This is a genomic window from Escherichia sp. MOD1-EC5990 (assembly GCF_002965285.1).
Classification (GTDB): domain Bacteria; phylum Pseudomonadota; class Gammaproteobacteria; order Enterobacterales; family Enterobacteriaceae; genus Escherichia; species Escherichia coli_F.
Map to the genome: position 1 here is coordinate 37,692 of NZ_PTRV01000028.1, position 18,885 is coordinate 56,576.

Consider the following 18,885-nt stretch of genomic DNA (forward strand, 5'->3'; position numbering starts at 1 on the left):
ATGAAAAGAGTTTAACAATGCAGCAGTTACAGAACATTATTGAAACCGCTTTTGAACGCCGTGCCGAGATCACGCCAGCCAATGCAGACACCGTTACCCGCGAAGCGGTAAATCAGGTGATCGCCCTGCTGGATTCCGGCGCACTGCGTGTAGCGGAAAAAATTGACGGTCAGTGGGTGACGCATCAGTGGTTGAAAAAAGCGGTGCTGCTCTCTTTCCGTATTAATGATAATCAGGTGATCGAAGGGGCAGAAAGCCGCTACTTCGACAAAGTGCCAATGAAATTCGCTAACTACGATGAAGCACGTTTCCAGAAAGAAGGCTTCCGCGTCGTGCCACCAGCGGCAGTGCGTCAGGGCGCGTTCATTGCCCGTAACACCGTGCTGATGCCGTCTTACGTCAACATCGGCGCATATGTTGATGAAGGCACCATGGTTGATACCTGGGCGACCGTCGGTTCCTGTGCGCAGATTGGTAAAAATGTCCACCTTTCCGGTGGCGTAGGTATCGGCGGCGTGCTGGAGCCGCTGCAGGCTAATCCGACCATCATTGAAGATAACTGCTTCATCGGCGCGCGCTCTGAAGTGGTTGAAGGCGTAATTGTCGAAGAAGGTTCCGTCATCTCTATGGGCGTATACATTGGTCAAAGCACCCGTATTTACGACCGTGAAACCGGCGAAATCCACTACGGTCGCGTTCCGGCGGGGTCTGTGGTTGTTTCAGGTAATCTGCCGTCGAAAGATGGCAAATACAGCCTCTACTGTGCGGTGATCGTTAAGAAAGTTGACGCGAAAACTCGCGGCAAAGTTGGCATTAACGAACTGCTACGCACCATCGACTAAAAGTAAGTACACGGGCAGCATGAAGCTGCCCGTTTTTTTACAGGGATGAATGATGATCACACGCAGGCGTTTTTTACAGGCTGCCGCCGCGACGTTAACGGTGAGTTCAGGTTTCGGTTATATGCATTACCTGGAACCCGGCTGGCTTGAATTAAGCCATCACCGCTTCGCCTTTTTTGAAGAAAAAGCCGCACCATTCAAAATTCTGTTTCTGGCCGATCTCCATTACTCTCGTTTTGTTCCTTTAAGCCTGATTTCTGACGCGATTGCTCTTGGCATAGAACAAAAGCCCGATTTGATATTACTGGGCGGCGATTACGTATTATTTGATATGCCGCTGAATTTTTCGGCGTTTAGTGACGTACTCTCCCCCCTTGCCGAATGTGCGCCGACGTTTGCCTGCTTCGGCAACCACGATCGCCCTGTTGGTACAGAAAAAAATCACTTAATTGGCGAGACGTTGAAATCAGTGGGCATCACGGTGTTGTTTAACCAGGCTACGGTGATCGCCACGCCGAACAGGCAATTCGAACTGGTAGGCACCGGTGACTTATGGGCCGGACAATGCAAACCGCCTCCCGCCAGCGAAGCCAATCTGCCAAGACTGGTGCTGGCGCATAATCCCGACAGCAAAGAAGTCATGCGTGATGATCCCTGGGATCTGATGCTGTGCGGCCATACTCACGGCGGGCAACTGCGCGTACCGTTGGTTGGTGAACCTTTTGCCCCTGTCGAAGATAAACGTTACGTCGCCGGATTAAATGCCTTTGGCGAACGACACATCTACACAACCCGCGGCGTGGGCAGTTTATATGGTTTGCGTCTGAACAGCCGCCCGGAAGTAACGATGCTGGAACTGGTGTAGAACGTGAATTTTATCGCCAGAATAAAGCAGGTAATTTTTTGATTTTTACGCCATGATAGAAGTCTGGAAGAAAAAGGCTTTCTGCGATCACAGTCGAGCCGGGCGGGCCAGGCCAAATGCTAAAATAAGCACAATTTACTGACTCATTTTGAGGTAACGCTATGTACGACAATCTGAAAAGTCTGGGTATTACCAATCCTGAAGAAATTGATCGTTACAGCCTCCGGCAGGAAGCCAACAACGATATTCTGAAAATCTATTTCCAGAAAGACAAAGGCGAGTTTTTCGCCAAGAGCGTGAAATTTAAATATCCACGTCAGCGCAAAACGGTCGTCGCTGATGGTGTGGGTCAAGGTTATAAAGAAGTGCAGGAAATCAGCCCGAACCTGCGGTATATCATTGATGAACTTGATCAAATCTGCCAGCGTGACCGCAGCGAGGTCGATCTTAAGCGTAAGATCCTCGACGATTTACGTCACCTGGAATCAGTCGTCACTAACAAAATCAGCGAGATTGAAGCCGATCTGGAAAAACTGACGCGTAAATAATGTCATTCTGTGGGCCGGGTAAAGTCTCACCCGGCTGTAATTTTGTAATCGACCTACCGCTCTTCATCTAGTTGCAGCGCCACATACAGCAGCAACCTGTCATCAAAATTGCCCAAATCAAGCCCGGTCAGTTCCGATATACGATTAAGCCGATATTCCAGGGTATTACGATGGATAAACAGCGCCTTTGACGTTGCCAGCGGTTGCACATTGTGACGAAACCACGCCGCCAGCGTTCGCCGCAGTAAACCGTTATTGTCCATCGCTTTCAGCCGCGCCAGCGGTCGCGCCAGTTCGTTGGCCTGCCAATCGCCACGCAAACTGTCGAGCAACACAGGCAACATCAAATCCTGATAAAAATAGCAGCGACTTTCTGGCATCCGCTGTTTACCCACCACCATCGTCGTTTTCGCCGTACGATAAGAGCGGGCAATACTGCCTGGTCCGGTAAAATAGTTACCCAGCGAAACGCGAAAACGTAGCTGACCATACTCTTTCATGCGGGCAATCAGTTGTTCAACTCGCTTACGATGATCTTCTGCATCCCAGCGCCCAAACGAATTCAACGCCGGTTTCAACACCACCATTTCGGTCAGTGAAACAATCGCCACCAGATTATTACGCTCGGGTGTAGTCAGCGCGTTTTGCAGTTGCTGTAACTCCGCCATTGCGCTATCCACGCCAAGTTGACCGCTATCGACCTCAACAATAGCCACCACTCGCGGTTGATTGAGATCGATCCCCAACCGTTGCGCCCATTCAGTGAGTGCGGGAGTATTCTCCTCCGCCTGAATCAGGTTCATCACCAGTTCTTCCCGCAAACGGCTATCCTGCGCCAACAGATGCATCAACCGCGACTGTTCCAGCATCATTTCAGCCGTCATGCAGACCAGTTCGCCATATTTACGCAGATTCTCTGGTTCACCAGTCAGGCCGATTACGCCGACAATTTCACCTTCCAGCCGTAATGGTAGATTAATCCCCTGCCGCACACCGTGCAGATGACGTGCCACCGCGTCATCGATATCGACGACTCGTCCCTGTGAAAGTACCAGCAATGCACCTTCGTGCAATTCACCAATACGCTCACGATCGCCGCTGCCGATAATACGCCCGCGGGCATCCATTACGTTAATATTGGTATCAATGATGCGCATGGTGCGCGCCACGATATCCTGCGCCATTTTGGTATCAAGATGCCAGCCAGCCATAAGTCCTCCGTTATGCACGGCTTAGCATAAGGAAGTACGTAACGTACGGCATTGTGCAAATGCCCAAAGGATGAGGAAGATGTATGGAGTTGTGGTGAAGTTCACAGATTGTAAGGAGAACCCCTTCCCGTTTTCAGGAAGGGGTTGAGGAAGATTACTGCATTAACAGATAGATGGTGCTGTCGCCGCGCTGAATATTCAGTGCCAGCACAGACGGTTTGCTGTCGAGAACTTTACGCAGTTCAGCGATGTTTTTCACTGCCTGCTGGTTCGCACCAATAATCACATCACCTTTCTTCAGGCCGATCTGCGCAGCCGGAGTGCCCGTTTTCACGTTGTTCACCACCACGCCCTGATCTTTGCCTTTGTTGCTCATCTCAGCGCCTTCAATGCCGTTGAAGATGGTGCTGGAATCAACCTGATTCTGGCTGCTCTGCTGCAGTTCCAGGTTCACGTTAACCTGCTTCCCGTCGCGCAGTAAGCCCAGGGTCAGTTTGCTGCCTACCGGCATAGTGCCCACCTGAGCACGCAGTGCGGCAAAGCTGCTGATTGGCTTACCGTTCAGTGAGGTGATCACATCACCCGCTTTAATGCCCGCTTTCGCGGCGGAAGAGTTCGGCAGAACCTGGCTTACAAAAGCACCGCGCTGGGCGTCAACTTTCATCGCTTTCGCCAGATCGGAGTTCAGCTCAGTGCCCATAATACCCAGCTCACCACGTTTCACCTGGCCGTATTCCACCATCTGCGAGGTCAGGTTTTTCACCATGTTGCTCGGGATAGCAAAACCGATACCGATGTTTCCGCCGTCCGGTGCGAGGATCGCGGTGTTGATACCAATCAGTTCGCCGTTCAGGTTAACCAGCGCGCCACCGGAGTTACCACGGTTGATCGCAGCATCGGTCTGGATGAAGTTTTCGTAGTTTTCAGCGTTCAGGCCGCTACGTCCCAGCGCAGAGACAATCCCGGAAGTTACCGTCTCGCCCAGACCAAACGGGTTACCAATTGCTACGGTGTAATCACCCACGCGCAGTGCATCAGAATCCGCCATCTTAATTGCGGTCAGGTTTTTCGGATTCTGGATCTGGATCAGCGCGATATCAGAGCGCGGATCTTTGCCAACCATCTTCGCCTCGAACTTACGACCATCGCTCAGCTGGACTTTAATCACCGTCGCGTTATCAACAACGTGGTTGTTGGTGACGACATAGCCTTTATCGGCATCAATGATGACGCCGGAACCCAGCGCCATGAATTTCTGTTGCTGGCCGCCGCCATTACCGCCCTGGCCCCCCTGGCAGAACGGAGAGCTCTGGAACGGAGAACCTTCCTGGCAGAACGGAGAATCATCACCGAAGAACTGCTGGAAATTACGCGGCATACGCGGCGTATTAACGGTTGTGCTACCTTCTACGTTAATGCTGACCACTGAAGGCATCACCTTTTCGAGCATCGGTGCAAGGCTTGGCATCTGCTGGGCTGTCGTTGCTGAAGAAGTCTCAGCCGCCGTTGCAGAGAGCGGAGATAACGCCAAACCTAAACTCAGAGCCAGTGCACTCAGTGCTAATGTGGTTTTTTTCATGTATTTCAGTCTCGATTAACAGATAACGCAAAATTGCTGTGTTCTTCAGATTCGTTTTATAGCGCGAAGTTCCGAACTAAAGTTTCTGCAAAAGGTAAAAATTTATTGTTCGTCTTTACAAAAGCCTGGTTATTGTTCTACGGCCATCAGACGTCGGTATTCATCCCACGCATAGAGGTCGGTCATACCGCTGATATAATCCTGTAGCAGGCGGCAGCGGTAATAATATTCCCATAGCGGAAACTCAGGAGAATCTGACGGTAATTTACTGACAGCCTCGACATAGGCCAGCCGATGGCGCGTCGAGAGTTTGTGGAATAAGCGCGATTCAATAGGGAAACGTTTCACCCGTTCTTTTTCTACCAGTTCAGTAAAGTCTGATAACGACAGGCTTAATAAAGGGCGATAAATCTCTAATAATCCGCTAATGACCCGATAGCCCTGCAATTCAAGCTGCTCGACATCTGGATGGCTAAACACATGTTTTACAGCGACATTTTTATATAGCTTTAGAAGATCGCTGCATTCGCTGGCATCTTCCAATAATGCATGATTAAACGTTCCGGCGAAAATCGCAGGCAGATTATCAATAAATCGTTGTGCCGCGTAGGGTACCAGTTTATTTAGGGTGTTTACCCGTAAATACATAAAAAACTGATCTTCCGTACTGCGGCTTAAACTATTTGAGCGTGATTTTTCCCAGGCATTTTCAACCACCAGCGAAAAGAGCGAACCTTTCTCATGCTGGCCCCACGCTTCGTGCAAATGATGATAAAGCTGCTCAACGCTGAATATTCTTTTCTCTACCGCATCTTCAAGATCTGCCACACAATAGGAGATGTCGTCGGCAGCTTCCATAATCCACGTTAATGGAAAACGGCTGTAAAGCGCCAATTTAAGTTCTTTACGCAACCGGGCAATATAGGCTTCTTCAGAAAGATAATAACCTGGTTTTTTCATTAAATAGTGATGCGTCTCAGGCGTTTCGCCACGCCACCACGCCGGACGGGTATATTTTAAAATACCGCCAACCTGTGCCCAGGTGAGATTCATCCGCATCAATGTATGCACCAGACGAATACCTTGTGCATTCCCCTCAAAATGGCATAAGTCCTGACGAATTTTGCGCCGCAGTTCGTTAAGCGGTTCTTCCCCTTCCCGTAAACGTAATGCCGCCACGCAGCAGCGATCATCGGTCAGAGGCTGGCTTTCGGCATCAGCCGGATACAAACGCTGGCGAAACCAGTCATTTATCGCCGCTTCACCAAAATGGCCAAACGGCGGATTGCCGATATCGTGCATCAGGCATGACATCTCAACAATACTTTCAAAGGGGCCGGTCAGTTCATCCAGACCATAATCTTCCAGTAATTTAAGCTCTTTCAGACGGCTTAAAATTTCTTTGGCGATGTAGCGCCCCACCTGCTGGACTTCCATCGAGTGGGTAAGACGCGTGCGCACGGCGGCATTGCGCTCCAGTGGAAAAACCTGGGTCTTTTGTTGCAGACGACGAATTGCCGGAGAGTTGATGATACGCCCGCGATCGCTCTCGAAGATTCGCAGGATCTCATGTTCGGTTTTAACGCCCTGCGGTGAACGGTAACGACGATGCCAGTTTATTTTTTTTCGGAAATCAATCTGTGCCATGTCCTCTCCCGCGTGAGAAATACGCTTCCCCGTAAGCGCATGGTAAACTATGCCTTCAAATCGGGCTTATCGCGAGTAAATCTATGAAAATCGGCATCATTGGTGCAATGGAAGAAGAAGTTACGCTGCTGCGTGACAAAATCGAAAACCGTCAAACTATCAGTCTGGGCGGTTGCGAAATCTATACCGGCCAACTGAATGGAACCGAGGTTGCGCTTCTGAAATCGGGCATCGGTAAAGTTGCTGCGGCACTGGGTGCAACTCTGCTGTTGGAACACTGCAAGCCAGATGTGATTATTAACACCGGTTCTGCCGGTGGCCTGGCGCCAACGCTGAAAGTGGGCGATATCGTTGTCTCGGACGAAGCACGTTATCACGACGCGGATGTCACGGCATTTGGTTACGAATACGGTCAGTTACCTGGCTGCCCGGCTGGCTTCAAAGCTGACGATAAACTGATCGCTGCCGCTGAGGCCTGCATTGCCGAACTGAATCTTAACGCTGTACGTGGCCTGATTGTCAGCGGCGACGCTTTCATCAACGGTTCTGTTGGCCTGGCGAAAATCCGCCACAACTTCCCGCAGGCCATTGCTGTAGAGATGGAAGCGACGGCAATCGCTCATGTCTGCCACAATTTCAACGTCCCGTTTGTTGTCGTACGCGCCATCTCCGACGTGGCCGATCAACAGTCTCATCTTAGCTTCGATGAGTTCCTGGCTGTTGCTGCTAAACAGTCCAGCCTGATGGTTGAGTCACTGGTGCAGAAACTGGCACATGGCTAAGTCACTGTTCAGGGCGCTGGTCGCCCTGTCTTTTCTCGCGCCGCTGTGGCTCAACGCCGCACCGCGCGTCATCACGCTTTCACCCGCCAACACTGAACTTGCTTTTGCCGCCGGGATCACGCCGGTTGGGGTCAGCAGTTATTCCGACTACCCTCCACAAGCGCAAAAGATTGAGCAGGTTTCAACCTGGCAGGGGATGAATCTCGAACGCATTGTGGCCCTTAAACCCGATCTGGTGATTGCCTGGCGTGGAGGTAATGCCGAGCGGCAGGTTGACCAGTTAGCTTCGCTGGGAATAAAAGTGATGTGGGTCGATGCGACAAGCATTGAACAAATTGCCAATGCGTTACGTCAACTGGCCCCCTGGAGCCCACAACCGGACAAGGCTGAACAAGCCGCGCAATCTCTGCTGGACCAGTACGCACAATTGAAAGCGCAATATGCTGATAAACCTAAAAAACGTGTTTTTCTGCAATTCGGCATTAATCCGCCATTTACCAGTGGAAAAGAATCGATTCAAAACCAGGTACTCGAAGTTTGTGGCGGAGAAAACATCTTTAAAGACAGCCGGGTTCCCTGGCCGCAAGTTAGCCGCGAACAGGTGTTAGCACGCGCGCCACAGGCAATTATCATTACCGGCGGACCGGACCAAATTCCTAAAATCAAACAATACTGGGGCGAACAGCTCAAAATTCCCGTTATTCCTCTCACGAGTGACTGGTTTGAACGTGCAAGCCCACGTATTATCCTCGCTGCACAACAGCTCTGTAATGCGCTTTCACAGGTAGATTAGCGCCTGATCTTTTCAGGTGCTCAGTGGGGATAGAACAATGCTCGTCTATTGGCTGGATATAGTCGGCACAGCGGTATTTGCCATCTCCGGCGTTTTGTTAGCCGGAAAATTGCGTATGGACCCTTTTGGTGTCCTGGTATTAGGCGTGGTTACCGCAGTAGGCGGCGGGACAATTCGCGACATGGCGCTGGATCACGGCCCGGTCTTTTGGGTGAAAGATCCCACCGATCTGGTTGTTGCAATGGTGACCAGCATGCTGACGATCGTGCTGGTGCGCCAGCCAAGACGCTTACCGAAATGGATGTTGCCGGTGCTGGATGCCGTTGGTCTGGCGGTGTTTGTCGGCATTGGCGTGAATAAAGCCTTTAATGCGGAAGCCGGTCCGTTGATCGCGGTTTGTATGGGCGTCATTACTGGCGTTGGCGGCGGGATCATTCGTGATGTACTGGCCCGCGAAATCCCCATGATTTTACGCACAGAAATCTACGCAACGGCCTGTATTATCGGCGGTATTGTCCACGCTACGGCTTATTACACATTTTCCGTGCCCCTGGAAACAGCCAGTATGATGGGCATGGTCGTGACGCTATTGATTCGACTGGCGGCTATTCGTTGGCATCTTAAGCTACCGACGTTTGCGCTGGATGAGAATGGGCGTTGAAGAGTGAAGATGTGCCGGATAGTTTATCCGGCACATGAACAACAGATTAGATGCTGAAGGAAGAACCGCAACCGCAGGTGCTTTTCGCGTTCGGGTTGGTCACGATGAAACGAGAACCTTCCAGACCTTCGGTATAGTCAACAGAACCGCCGACCAGATATTGCAGGCTCATCGGGTCAACCACCAGGCCAACGCCCTGTTTTTCGATGGTCATATCGCCTTCGTTCACCTGATCATCAAAGGTGAAACCATACTGGAAGCCGCTACAACCGCCACCGGTGATATACACGCGTAATTTCAGATTCGGGTTATCTTCGTCAGCGATCAGGCTTTTAACTTTGTTGGCTGCTGCGTCGGTAAACTCCAGCGGCAGTGCTACGTCATCACTCATATTTTGCTCCAAACGACATCGGCAATTGGGCAAATTCTAACCCAATAATAATCGCCATTATCTAATACCCTGGTATTTCGTTCAAGTATTCTCGCTGGCTGATGCGGCCTTGCTTCGCGCCAGTTGCTCAGCTTCCTGTTTCGCCAGCGTGCGTGCAAGAATCGCCGAGTATAGCGGTTTCCCACCGGTAAATTGTGCTAATAGTGTTGCGCCAAGACCGGTAATAATCATTGGCAAAATGAGCTGATAGTTATCGGTCATCTCCAGAACCAGAATGATCCCCGTTAACGGCGCGCGAATAGATGCCGCCAGTAACGCCCCCATTCCGGCAATAGCAAACGTCCCCGCCTCAAGGTGATATTGCGGAAACAGCTCAACGGCAACCATTCCGAAAGCAGTACCCAGCACAGTACCCAGCGCCAACATCGGGGCAAAAATACCGCCCGGCGCACCGGAAGAGAAGCAAAGTAAGGTAGTAATGACTCGCGCGACGAAGATAAACACCAGCATTCCCATGCTGAAGTTCCCCGCCGTGGCGATAGGAATCAGGTTAAAACCGCCGCCCGAAGTTGCTGGTGCCACAAACCCCAGCAATCCACACAGACCGCCAATCGCACCGCCCATCAGTACCCATTTGGTAATATTGCCGCCGTGCACACGGTGCAGCAAATCCTGCATCCCCAGCACCCATTTATTAAAAATAGGGCCGAAAATGCCAAAAATAATACCGAGGATCAGATAAAGCCACAGTGTATTAAGCGGCGCGTCAGAAAGTTTACCGACGTCAATCAACGCAACTTCATGATTAAAAATCCGGTACATAATGGTCGACATAATGACACCAATAAATACCGCTTTAATCGAAATTAACGTATAGCGAAACTGCGGACGCATCTCTTCGATAATAAACAATATACCCGCCAGCGGCGCGTTAAAGGCCGCCGCCAGCCCCGCTGCTGCACCGGTTGCCAGCAGCGTATGGCGCGCTTCATCACCTTTCAGGCGGAATATATCAAGCACCATCCGACCGATATTACCGCCGATCTGCACGGTTGGCCCTTCACGCCCCAACACCATGCCGCCGCCGAGTGTCCCAAGCCCGCCAAAGAATTTCACCGGCAATACACGCCACCAGCGAACGGGACGTTGATCTTCCAGCGCCCCTTCAATTTCCGGGATCCCCGAGCCACCGGCTTCCGGCGCGTATTTGCGCACCAAAAAGTAGCCGAACATCGCCAGCACTGCCGAACAGAGAAAAGCGACGGTTAACAGTAGCGGATAATTATCGGCCGTATGGACCAGCGCCCCCATCCGTTGGTTCTGTAACCAGGCGACGCCTTTGTCAAAAGCAACCGCTGCCAGCCCGACAAGCGTGCCGACGACGGCAGCCATAAACAAAATAGCTAACGGTGTTTTATCGCGCTCAAGAAGTTGGCGAATCAGTTGTCTGCGTCGCAGGCGCGCGGCCTGCGGTGTTTCTAAAGAGGGAGTATCAGTTTTCATCCAATGATCACTTATTGGTCATACAAATAAGATGACGGCATTTTACTCGCACGTTCCATGAAAATCCTTTGCAAAGCGTAATGTTTCAAATGCACAAAACTTTTATACTCTAAGAAATCAGGATTGTACCAGTACAAGCAACCTGACGTTTGACGAGTATTTAACTTGTTATGAATAACATAGAATAGCAGCCATTCACTTTTTCTACGAATCAGGAACCCTCCATGAGTAAGTCTGAAAATCTATACAGCGCAGCGCGCGAGCTGATCCCTGGCGGTGTGAACTCCCCTGTTCGCGCCTTTACCGGCGTGGGCGGCACTCCACTGTTTATCGAAAAAGCGGACGGCGCTTATCTGTACGATGTTGATGGCAAAGCCTATATCGATTATGTCGGTTCCTGGGGGCCGATGGTGCTGGGCCATAACCATCCGGCGATCCGCAATGCCGTGATTGAAGCCGCCGAACGCGGTCTGAGCTTTGGCGCACCGACCGAAATGGAAGTGAAAATGGCGCAACTGGTGACCGAACTGGTCCCGACCATGGATATGGTGCGCATGGTGAACTCCGGCACCGAAGCGACGATGAGCGCCATCCGCCTGGCCCGCGGTTTTACCGGTCGCGACAAAATCATTAAATTTGAAGGTTGTTACCACGGTCACGCTGACTGCCTGCTGGTAAAAGCCGGTTCTGGCGCACTCACGTTAGGCCAGCCAAACTCGCCGGGCGTTCCGGCAGATTTCGCCAAACATACCTTAACCTGTACTTATAACGATCTGGCTTCTGTACGCGCCGCGTTTGAGCAATACCCGCAAGAGATTGCCTGTATTATCGTCGAGCCGGTGGCAGGCAATATGAACTGTGTTCCGCCGCTGCCAGAGTTCATGCCGGGTCTGCGTGCGCTGTGTGACGAATTTGGCGCGTTGCTGATCATCGATGAAGTGATGACCGGTTTCCGCGTAGCGCTGGCTGGCGCGCAGGATTATTACGACGTGGTGCCAGACCTCACCTGCCTGGGCAAAATCATCGGCGGTGGAATGCCAGTAGGCGCATTCGGTGGTCGTCGTGATGTGATGGATGCGCTGGCCCCAACCGGTCCGGTCTACCAGGCGGGTACGCTTTCCGGTAACCCGATTGCGATGGCAGCCGGTTTCGCCTGTCTGAATGAAGTCGCGCAGCCGGGCGTTCACGAGACGCTGGATGAGCTGACAACACGTCTGGCAGAAGGTCTGCTGGAAGCGGCAGAAGAAGCGGGAATTCCATTGGTCGTTAACCACGTTGGCGGCATGTTCGGTATTTTCTTTACCGACGCCGAGTCCGTGACGTGCTATCAGGATGTGATGGCCTGCGACGTCGAGCGCTTTAAGCGTTTCTTCCATATGATGCTGGACGAAGGTGTTTACCTGGCACCGTCAGCGTTTGAAGCGGGCTTTATGTCTGTGGCGCACAGCATGGAAGATATCAATAACACCATCGATGCTGCACGTCGGGTATTTGCGAAGTTGTGATCCAGCATGGTTTGTCGGATGCGGCGTAAACGCCTTATCCGACCTACAGATCAGGACCGTTTGTAGGCCCGATAAGACGCCACAGCGTCGCATCGGGCATCCGTTGCCGCGTAAAAGCTTTATCCATCCAGGAGTTAAGGGCCGTTATATGGAAAAATTAACGGCTCTGCTTTCTCAACAAATAGATAAAATACGGCGCGCCGATAAAGGTCGACAGCAGCCCCGCTGGGATCTGGAATGGAAACAGCACCATCCGCCCACACCAGTCAGCGAACACCAGCAACAATCCCCCTACCAGCGCCGAAATCACGATGTGCGGCATCGTCCGTCGAAAGCCCATCATCCGTGCGATATGCGGTGCCATCAGGCCAACAAAACTCAACGGCCCGATGGTCATTGTCGCGGTCGCCGTCAGGCAAGCCGCCAGCAGCAGTAGCGCAATTCGCGTCGGCGTCAGCGCCATTCCCACGGCTCGTGCGGTATCACCTCCCAGCGGTAAAATGGTCAGCCAGCGGCGGCACAGCGGGGTAATCGCCAGCAAAATCACCATCACAATTCCGGTGCGCCAGACCTGCGCCTCGGTCGCGTTGTAGGTCGAACCGGAAATCCAGGTCAGAACTTGCGCCATTCGCGGGTCACCACTTGCCTGCAACATCATCAAAAGCATGGTGAACGCTGTACTTAACGCCATCCCCGCCAGTAACATGCGGTGTGGAGAAAATCCACCGCGTCCGGCGGCGATCATAATGATCAACAGCGTCACCGCCGCGCCGAGACTGCCCGCGGGTAACAGCCAGCCAAAGGCATTACCCGGCACCAAAAACAGCATCAATACCACACCAAACGCCGCGCCTGAACTAATCCCCAGCACTTCGGGGCTTGCCATCGGGTTTCCGGTCAGCCGCTGAATAATACAGCCCGCCACTGCCAGCATGATGCCCGCAAACAGTGCCGCCATAATTCGCGGCCAGCGCCAGGGCATTAAATCATCGAGCAGCGCCCCGCTCGCCCACGTCCAGCCGTGCGCATCACGACCAAACGACAGCGCCACCACCACAGCCATCAACAGCAGCACGCCGCCCGCGAGGGCAAACGCCAGCACATGTTGGCGTTCAGCAGCGACACGATCGTTCACCTTCATATCCGGCGCGCTAATGCTGCGTAAACGCGGCAGCAGCCACAGTAACAGCGGCGCACCTATCAACGCCGTCACCGAACCGGTAGAAACTTCCATCCACACGCGAGTCAGCCAGAGGATGATTTGATCGGAAAGCCAGAGGATCAGCGCACCAATCAGCGACGCCAGCAGCAGTCTTGGCAGCAGACGCCGCGCCCCCAACATTTTTGCCAGCAGTGGCGCGAACAACCCGATAAAGCCGATAATCCCCACCGCGTTCACCAACAGAGCACTGATGACTATCGCCAGCGACAGCGCCGCCAGACGCGCGAGCGATAAGGCCAGCCCGAGATTACGCGCCACGCCATCATCAAGCCCCATCAGGGTTAATGGACGAAGTAGCAGTAACGTCAGCATCACGCCGCCCAGCAGCTGTGGCCATAAACGCTCAACGCCGCCCCAGTCGGTTTGCGTCAGCGTTCCGGTACTCCACAGGAACATGCTTTGCAGCTGGTCGTGATGGAAGATAACCAGTAGCTGATTAATTGCCCCACAATAAAGGCTCACCACCAGCCCCGCGAGGATCAGTGTTACCGGCGAAAGCCGTTTCCCCCACGCGACGCCAAAAACGATTAAGCCAACAACGCAAGCCCCCGCCAGCGCAGCAAACTGGCTCGCCATCGCACCAGGGATCGCCCAGAGTGTAGTGACAGTAATTCCCAGTTGCGCACCAGTTGCGACGCCCAACGTGGTCGGCTCCGCCAGCGGGTTACGCAGCACTTGCTGAAATAGCACGCCCACCAGCCCCAGACCCGCGCCCACCAGCAGCGAAATCGCCAGACGCGGCAGCAAGCTGTAGTGAAAAATCATCTGCTCGATGACATCGATATCCGGCGACCAGGTGGCCTGCACCCACTGGCTACGCGGCAGCGCCTGCGAGAAGTTCATCCAGGTGAGCATCGCTGCGGCAATCACCAGCAGCGCCAACAATAACGCCGGGAAAAGCGCAATACGTTTACTCACGCTTTACCTCCAATGGCGTTATCCAGAATACGCACAAAATGCATTGCCGAGAGCGTCGCACCATAAAACCAGACTGCGGGGACGCGCTGAAAGCGTCCGGCACGGACAAACGGCATAGCCTGCCACAGCGGCGTCGCCATTAGGGTGTCCATATCTTTGCTGTTGTCGTGATCAAAACAGAGCACATCAACGTCTTTATACGCTGCCAGACGATCGATACTGACGGCGGTACTGCCCCAGAAGTTGGTTTCTCCCTGCCAGGCATTTGGGATGCCGTACTCATCGAGAATTTCCTGGAACAGGCTGTTCGGGCCAAAGACCAGCATATGGCGCGGATCGATAAGCGTCGTCAGTAATAATGGGCGCGCACCACGCTTCACAAAGCGGGGTTTCATGCTGCGGATAAAGTCTTCATAGTGCGCTAAATGCGTTTCTGCTGCGCTTTGCAGGTTAAGTAAATCTGCCATTTCCGTCAGTGACTTACGCGCCATCGCCAGCGGCTGTTTGCCGTCGCTGAAGTTAAATCCGCGCCCAGGCGCAATGCGTGCCAGCATTTCTGGTGAAGGGCCATACCCTGCCGACCAGACCATAAACGACGGCTTCATTTCGGTCAGCAGTTCAAGGTTAGGTTCTGTCCGCAAACCGACGTCAATCACCGATTCAGGTAATGGCGGTTCGCTGACCCACAGGCGATAGTTGATGGTATCCGCCACGCCGTAAGGTACGATGCCGAGCGCCAGCAGTAATTCCACCGGCAACCACTCCAGCGCCACAATACGATTGGGATCAATAGCCGCCGCGCGGGCGGTATTCATCTGCCATAACAACGGAGAAAGCGCCATCGCCGTTAACAGTCGACGGCGCGAAATAAGAGGTAAGCCGCTCATCAATAAACAAAACTCACAGGTGCAGCACCCGCCGGATGCGGCAAAATACCCATCGGGATGCCATAAATCATTTCGAGGGTTTCGCCGCGCATAATTTCCGCAGGCGTTCCCTGAGCAATCATTTCACCGCCGCGCAGGGCGACCAGATAATCACAGTAACGCGCAGCCATATTGATATCGTGCAGCACGGCAATGACCGTCAGACCACGTTCCTGACTTAAACGGTGCACCAGCGCCAGCACATCAACCTGGTGGGCGATATCCAGAGCCGAGGTCGGTTCGTCGAGCAACAGACAACGGCTATCCTGCGCCACCAGCATGGCGATCCACGCCCGCTGACGTTCACCGCCTGAGAGGCTATCGACCAGCCGATGCGCCAGCGGTTTTAAACCAACCAGCGCGATAGCTTCCTCGACCTTTTCGCGATCTGCCACGCCAAAGCGTCCCAGCGCGCCATGCCACGGGTAACGACCAATCGCCACCAGTTCACGCACCGTCATCCCTTCAGCCGGGGGAAGTTGCTGCGGCAAATAAGCCACCTTGCGGGCAAACGCTTTGCTGCTCCAGCTTTCCAGCGGCTGGGCATCAAGAAGAATTTCCCCTTCCGACGGCGGTTGGTGACGGCCAAGCATTTTGAGCAGAGTGGATTTACCAGAACCGTTGTGACCAATCAGACCGGTCACTTTCCCGGCAGGAAAGGTTAACGACAGCGGATGCAAAAGCGTGCGCCCGGGCACACGAAAGGAGATATTACGCAGTGCAAAAGTGGTATCGGAATGATTCGTGTATTCCTGCATAACAGCCAACTTGTGAAACGGGCACGGAAATCCGTGCCCCAAAAGAGAAATTAGAAACGGAAGGTTGCGGTTGCAACGACCTGACGTTCTGCGCCCCAGAAGCAGCCATAGGTGTTAAAGCAGCTGGCGACGTATTCACGATCGAACAGGTTGTTAACATGCAGCGCCACGTTGGAGCCCGCCATGCCGACTCGCGCCAGATCATAACGCACTAACGCATCCACGACCGTATAACTTCCCACTTTAAAGGAGTTAGCCGGATCACCATAGCTGGAGCCAGTATAACGACCACCGGTGCCCAGCGTCAGACCTGAAAGCGGACCGTCAAAGAAGGTATAGTCAGCCCACAGCGAAGCCATGTGTTTTGGCACCTGTGCAGGCGTATTGCCTTTATAGGTAGTGTCGGTGGTGTATTCCGCATCGGTGTAAGTATAAGAACCTACTACGTTAACACTCGCCGACAGCGCCGCTTTCGCTTCGATTTCTACGCCACGAGCGCGGATCTCGCCACCTTCAACCGAGAAGAAGGAACCCTCAGGGTCCGCCATCAGGTTGTTGGTTTTAGTGAGATTATACACAGCACCAGTAACCACAATTGGGCGATCTTCCGGTACATATTTCACGCCGACCTCATACTGCTTACCTTTAGACGGCGCAAAAATATTACCATCCTTCCCAACTTGTGAAGAAGGTTCAAACGATTCGCTATAGCTGAAGTAAGGTGTTACACCATTATCAAACAGGTAGTTAACACCACCACGCCAGGTAAACTGTTTGTCATCACGTTTATCGGTCGTCCCTTCAACGCGGTTATGAGACTCTTGATCCGCCCAGTCATAACGACCGCCCAGGGTGACCAGCACTTTATCCCACTGCGCCTGATCCTGAACATAAACACCCGTTTGTTTCTGCTTATTCAAAATGCGGTAAGGACCGGAGTTTGCCGGATCTTTCGCATTGAAGTCGAAATCGGTATTCACCGGATTGTACAGATCGAGCAGCGGTACGGAGTCGTCGTAACCAAACCAGGCGTTGATGTCATTACGCATACGCATAAAGTCGACACCGGTCAGCAGAGTGTGGTCGATATCGCCAGTGGCAAACTTGCTCTGCAACTGGGTATCAACGGAGAAGTTTTGCAGCTTCTCATCATCAACGACGTATTTACGTGCCAGGTAGTGACCTTTATCGGCTGGCGCTAAAGCGGCACACTGTTTGCTGTAAGCATTCGCCGGATCGGAGCAGACGCCGTAACCATAAACGCTGTTTTGCGAGGTTTTGTTTTCAGCAAAGCGCAGGTTCTGACGCACAGTAAAGGTGTCGTTAAATTCGTGATCGAAGCTGTAGCCCACCATCTTCTCATTACGAGAATAGGTGTTGTTCTTCGCCCCTTCGTTAAAATCTGTCGGCAGACGCTTACCGTTCGGCAGCGGCTCAACGGTTCCCTCTTTCGGCAGCCAGCCGTAATAACCGGTTTCCGGCTCGTTCTGGAAGTAAGAAAGGAAGGTGAAATTGGTTTTATCATCCGGACGCCAGGTAAACGCTGGCGCAATGGCATAACGCTGCTCTTCCGCGCCCTTTTGCTGGGCATTGGCAGAGCGCGCCAGTCCGGTCAGACGATAAGAGTAAACGCCATCATCATCCAGCGCATCGCTAAAGTCGAAACCGGTCTGGAACAGGCTGTCTGTGCCCGCTTTAAATTGGATTTCTTTCAGCGGTTCGGTGGTTGGGCGCTTGCTGACCATATTTAACAGGCCGCCAGGGCTACTTTTACCGTAAAGAACAGAAACAGGGCCACGCATAATTTCAGCGCGTTCCAGCATATACGGGTCAATAACTGCATCGTTATAGAAGTTGCCTTGCAACTTCAGACCGTTGAGATAGTTATTCTGGCTTTGGCCTTCTGCTGCAAAACCACGAATAATCAAATGATCATAAGTGTTTGATGCACCACGCGTACCGACCGAAACGCCTGGCGTATAGCTAAGCGCTTCTTTTACTGACTTAGGCTGATGCAGCGCCATTTCTTCGGCGGTCACAACAGAAATTGACTGCGGCACTTTTTGAATCGGTGTATCGGTTTTGGTGCCGGTAGCGGACTGTCGCGCCGCAATAGTTGCAGCTGGCCCCCATGCGCTTTCTTGCGGCGCTGGTGCAGCGGTAACGGTGATAGTGTCTTCTTTCGGTTCAACCGCTGCCTGTGCGTAAACAGACATGCCGCTAACCGCTGTGGCTACTACAACTGCAATTTTACGCAGTGAGTGTTTTGGCTGAGCAGTTTTGGAACGCGCCATTGGTATATCTCTGATGTAAAGTGAATGATAACGTAAACGAGAATGATTATTATAAAGATGAGATAATATTCGAAACGCTACGGCGATAGCAAGTAGCATCCCCTTCAGTTCAATATAAAAGTTCAAGAATCAACCAGAGGAATCAAAAAATGTTAATGATTGCACTGCAAAGTAAAACCACATTAACATTTATGAAATAGGAGTCAGGGAAAGCTTATCGATAATACACTTCAAAGGTGGCGACAGAATTAACCAGACCACTTTTTACATTACCCGTTTTGATATAACGCGCCTTTAATGGGATGTTAAAATTTTGATTTAAAGTGGTTTTTTCGATAACAGTATACTCTGGGTAATGACTCCAACTTATTGATAGTGTTTTATGTTCAGATAATGCCCGATGACTTTGTCATGCAGCTCCACCGATTTTGAGAACGACA

19 protein-coding genes and 1 pseudogene are annotated in these 18,885 nt (G+C 52.3%); 7 read left to right on the forward strand and 13 right to left on the reverse strand.

Annotated features, from left to right (window positions below; translation table 11 throughout):
• Positions 1 to 17: 17 nt before the first annotated feature.
• The 3 genes from dapD (at position 18) to BEB42_RS22880 (ending at position 2,255) form a co-directional block, all read left to right on the forward strand.
• Positions 18 to 842: a 2,3,4,5-tetrahydropyridine-2,6-dicarboxylate N-succinyltransferase gene (gene dapD, locus BEB42_RS22870; protein WP_001186656.1), complete on the forward strand. Its 825-nt coding sequence runs from the start codon at positions 18 to 20 to the stop codon at positions 840 to 842.
• A 52-nt stretch (positions 843 to 894) separates the two neighbouring features.
• Entirely contained in the window at positions 895 to 1,707 is an 813-nt protein-coding gene (gene yaeI, locus BEB42_RS22875; RefSeq protein ID WP_000633010.1) for a phosphodiesterase YaeI, read from the forward strand.
• Between the two features lie 161 nt (positions 1,708 to 1,868).
• Complete coding sequence (locus tag BEB42_RS22880; RefSeq protein WP_000272188.1) at positions 1,869 to 2,255, forward strand: DUF3461 family protein; 387 nt, start codon at positions 1,869 to 1,871, stop codon at positions 2,253 to 2,255.
• A 53-nt stretch (positions 2,256 to 2,308) separates the two neighbouring features.
• On the opposite strand, the gene cdaR is transcribed toward BEB42_RS22880, so the two are convergent.
• The 3 genes from cdaR to dgt all read right to left on the reverse strand — a co-directional run bounded on the left by cdaR (position 2,309) and on the right by dgt (position 6,692).
• Positions 2,309 to 3,466 carry a DNA-binding transcriptional regulator CdaR gene (gene cdaR / locus BEB42_RS22885; protein ID WP_000929430.1) on the reverse strand — a complete coding sequence of 386 codons (1,158 nt, stop codon included), beginning with the start codon at positions 3,464 to 3,466 and terminating at the stop codon, positions 2,309 to 2,311.
• Between the two features lie 154 nt (positions 3,467 to 3,620).
• Positions 3,621 to 5,045, reverse strand: coding sequence for a serine endoprotease DegP (degP, locus tag BEB42_RS22890; RefSeq protein ID WP_000753951.1), 1,425 nt, complete (start codon positions 5,043 to 5,045; stop codon positions 3,621 to 3,623).
• Between the two features lie 129 nt (positions 5,046 to 5,174).
• The gene (dgt, locus tag BEB42_RS22900; protein WP_000057103.1) at positions 5,175 to 6,692 is read right to left on the reverse strand and encodes a dGTPase; all 1,518 of its coding nucleotides are present in this window, start codon (positions 6,690 to 6,692) and stop codon (positions 5,175 to 5,177) included.
• A gap of 83 nt (positions 6,693 to 6,775) precedes the next feature.
• Between dgt and mtnN the strand changes: the two genes are divergently transcribed.
• From mtnN to BEB42_RS22915, 3 genes are read left to right on the forward strand one after another with little or no spacing between them, the layout of a single operon-like run.
• Positions 6,776 to 7,474, forward strand: a complete 699-nt coding sequence (gene mtnN, locus BEB42_RS22905; RefSeq protein ID WP_000689844.1) for a 5'-methylthioadenosine/S-adenosylhomocysteine nucleosidase — start codon at positions 6,776 to 6,778, stop codon at positions 7,472 to 7,474.
• Positions 7,467 to 8,267 (forward strand): vitamin B12 ABC transporter substrate-binding protein BtuF, encoded by an 801-nt coding sequence (gene btuF / locus BEB42_RS22910; RefSeq protein ID WP_001353450.1) that lies wholly within the window; start codon positions 7,467 to 7,469, stop codon positions 8,265 to 8,267. The genes mtnN and btuF overlap by 8 nt, the downstream gene beginning before the upstream one ends.
• A gap of 37 nt (positions 8,268 to 8,304) precedes the next feature.
• The gene (locus BEB42_RS22915) at positions 8,305 to 8,928 is read left to right on the forward strand and encodes a TRIC cation channel family protein (protein ID WP_000964221.1); all 624 of its coding nucleotides are present in this window, start codon (positions 8,305 to 8,307) and stop codon (positions 8,926 to 8,928) included.
• Positions 8,929 to 8,974: 46 nt separating this feature from the next.
• On the opposite strand, the gene erpA is transcribed toward BEB42_RS22915, so the two are convergent.
• From erpA to yadX, 4 genes are read right to left on the reverse strand one after another with little or no spacing between them, the layout of a single operon-like run.
• Positions 8,975 to 9,319 (reverse strand): iron-sulfur cluster insertion protein ErpA, encoded by a 345-nt coding sequence (gene erpA / locus BEB42_RS22920; protein ID WP_001295564.1) that lies wholly within the window; start codon positions 9,317 to 9,319, stop codon positions 8,975 to 8,977.
• Positions 9,312 to 9,377, reverse strand: a complete 66-nt coding sequence (gene yadW, locus BEB42_RS26335; RefSeq protein WP_120795373.1) for a small protein YadW — start codon at positions 9,375 to 9,377, stop codon at positions 9,312 to 9,314. Before yadW ends, erpA begins: the two co-directional genes overlap by 8 nt.
• Before the next feature lie 23 nt (positions 9,378 to 9,400).
• Positions 9,401 to 10,822 carry a H(+)/Cl(-) exchange transporter ClcA gene (gene clcA / locus BEB42_RS22925; protein WP_000845394.1) on the reverse strand — a complete coding sequence of 474 codons (1,422 nt, stop codon included), beginning with the start codon at positions 10,820 to 10,822 and terminating at the stop codon, positions 9,401 to 9,403.
• A gap of 11 nt (positions 10,823 to 10,833) precedes the next feature.
• Positions 10,834 to 10,881 (reverse strand): protein YadX, encoded by a 48-nt coding sequence (yadX, locus tag BEB42_RS26865; RefSeq protein WP_211180485.1) that lies wholly within the window; start codon positions 10,879 to 10,881, stop codon positions 10,834 to 10,836.
• Positions 10,882 to 11,046: 165 nt separating this feature from the next.
• On the opposite strand from yadX, the gene hemL reads away from it, so the two are divergent.
• Positions 11,047 to 12,327 (forward strand): glutamate-1-semialdehyde 2,1-aminomutase, encoded by a 1,281-nt coding sequence (gene hemL / locus BEB42_RS22930; protein ID WP_000045312.1) that lies wholly within the window; start codon positions 11,047 to 11,049, stop codon positions 12,325 to 12,327.
• 157 nt (positions 12,328 to 12,484) lie between these two features.
• Here the strand turns inward: hemL and fhuB are convergent, their stop codons facing one another.
• The 6 genes and pseudogenes from fhuB to BEB42_RS22960 form a co-directional block, all read right to left on the reverse strand.
• Positions 12,485 to 14,467: a Fe(3+)-hydroxamate ABC transporter permease FhuB gene (gene fhuB / locus BEB42_RS22935; protein ID WP_000044022.1), complete on the reverse strand. Its 1,983-nt coding sequence runs from the start codon at positions 14,465 to 14,467 to the stop codon at positions 12,485 to 12,487.
• Entirely contained in the window at positions 14,464 to 15,354 is an 891-nt protein-coding gene (gene fhuD / locus BEB42_RS22940; protein WP_001353451.1) for a Fe(3+)-hydroxamate ABC transporter substrate-binding protein FhuD, read from the reverse strand. The genes fhuB and fhuD overlap by 4 nt, the downstream gene beginning before the upstream one ends.
• Positions 15,354 to 16,151 (reverse strand): Fe3+-hydroxamate ABC transporter ATP-binding protein FhuC, encoded by a 798-nt coding sequence (gene fhuC, locus BEB42_RS22945; RefSeq protein WP_001353452.1) that lies wholly within the window; start codon positions 16,149 to 16,151, stop codon positions 15,354 to 15,356. Before fhuC ends, fhuD begins: the two co-directional genes overlap by 1 nt.
• 50 nt (positions 16,152 to 16,201) lie before the next feature.
• Positions 16,202 to 18,445 (reverse strand): ferrichrome porin FhuA, encoded by a 2,244-nt coding sequence (gene fhuA / locus BEB42_RS22950; RefSeq protein ID WP_000124407.1) that lies wholly within the window; start codon positions 18,443 to 18,445, stop codon positions 16,202 to 16,204.
• A 214-nt stretch (positions 18,446 to 18,659) separates the two neighbouring features.
• Positions 18,660 to 18,794 (reverse strand): annotated as a pseudogene (locus tag BEB42_RS26870) (fimbrial protein); the annotation flags it as partial.
• Between the two features lie 17 nt (positions 18,795 to 18,811).
• Positions 18,812 to 18,885, reverse strand: a 74-nt coding sequence (locus BEB42_RS22960) for an IS1 family transposase (protein ID WP_004200914.1), incomplete at its 5' end; no start/stop codon positions are given.